Source organism: Streptomyces sp. NPDC057654, from assembly GCF_042800135.1.
GTDB lineage: Bacteria > Actinomycetota > Actinomycetes > Streptomycetales > Streptomycetaceae > Streptomyces.
Genome location: NZ_JBHVHQ010001476.1, coordinates 1 through 1,053 on the forward strand (window position 1 = coordinate 1; position 1,053 = coordinate 1,053).

At 67.6% G+C, this 1,053-nt stretch carries 1 protein-coding gene and 1 pseudogene; one reads left to right on the forward strand and one right to left on the reverse strand.

What is annotated here, in order from left to right:
* Positions 1-171 (reverse strand): annotated as a pseudogene (locus ACFU99_RS44475) (methylmalonyl-CoA mutase family protein); the annotation flags it as partial.
* Positions 172-350: 179 nt separating this feature from the next.
* On the opposite strand from ACFU99_RS44475, the gene ACFU99_RS44480 reads away from it, so the two are divergent.
* On the forward strand, positions 351-1,016 hold the full coding sequence (locus ACFU99_RS44480; protein WP_384404610.1) for a sporulation delaying protein family toxin: 666 nt from the start codon (positions 351-353) through the stop codon (positions 1,014-1,016).
* Positions 1,017-1,053: the final 37 nt, after the last annotated feature.

The window sequence follows — 1,053 nt, forward strand, 5'->3', positions numbered from 1 at the left end:
GCCGTAGGTCTCCTTCATCCAGCGGGCCCAGATCCGGCGGGCGGCGCGGAACTTGGCGATCTCCTCGAAGAAGTCGAGGTGCGCGTCGAAGAAGAAGGAGAGCCCGGGCGCGAAGACGTCGACGTCCAGCCCGCGGGAGAGGCCCAGCTCGACGTATCCGAAGCCGTCGGCCCGCACAGGACGCACCACCCGAATCGCGTGGTGCCCCGGTCCGGAGCCGATGGTCCCACCGCCGGACGCACTCCGGCCGACGCTCTTCTCTGCATGGCCGCAAGCGGAGCACCGGTCTTCGTCCGTTCCGGCGTTGGCGGAACCACTCAATCGACAGTCCGACGAACAGAAAGTACCTCATGCGTTTGAAGAGAACTACCGCGCTCATTTCCTCCGCCGCGGCCCTCGTCGCGGTCGTGGGCTCCGGTGCGGTGGCGGTCGCCGCCGCACCGTCGCACGCCCGGACGGCCGTCACCGCGAGCGCCGCCGAGGAGCACCACGTCAAGTACTCCGACGAGGACATCGTCGGGCTGCTCGTCTTCGCCAAGGGCAAGGCGGCGGATGAGCACCCGGACCTCGCCGACGAGATCCGCGCGCACCGCAACGACCAGACCAACCAGGTGACGCTGGATCAGATAGCCGAGTTCACCAAGGAACTCATGGCGACGGACCCCGAATTCCACGACAAGATCACGGTGGCCGTCCAGATCAACGACCCGTTCCAGGCACAGGCGGGAATGGAACGGCTCAATGACGACCTCAAGAAGTTCCTGACCGCACATCAGGTGCAGGGCAAGAGCCCGAACCGGGCGGACGGCTGGTTCTGGCACGACGTCAATATCGCCATCGAGATCAACGCGCTGGCCGCCATCAACGGCGCCGTGTACGCGAACGTGGCCGGCGCCACGGAGGCCGTGGTCGCGCTCGTGGTGGTCCCGTCCGCCGTGAGCTACGGCTTCGACATGAGCCAGCCCAACAGCCTGGACGCGGACGGCATCGTCTCCGCCGTGGCCAAGGGCCTGTAAGCACCACGCCCGCCCGGCACCGGGAGCAGCTCGCCGG

Bases quoted from the DNA above. Each gene is read 5' to 3' on its own strand.
- ACFU99_RS44480 (WP_384404610.1), top strand. From the start codon at position 351: ATGCGTTTGAAGAGAACTACCGCGCTCATTTCCTCCGCCGCGGCCCTC.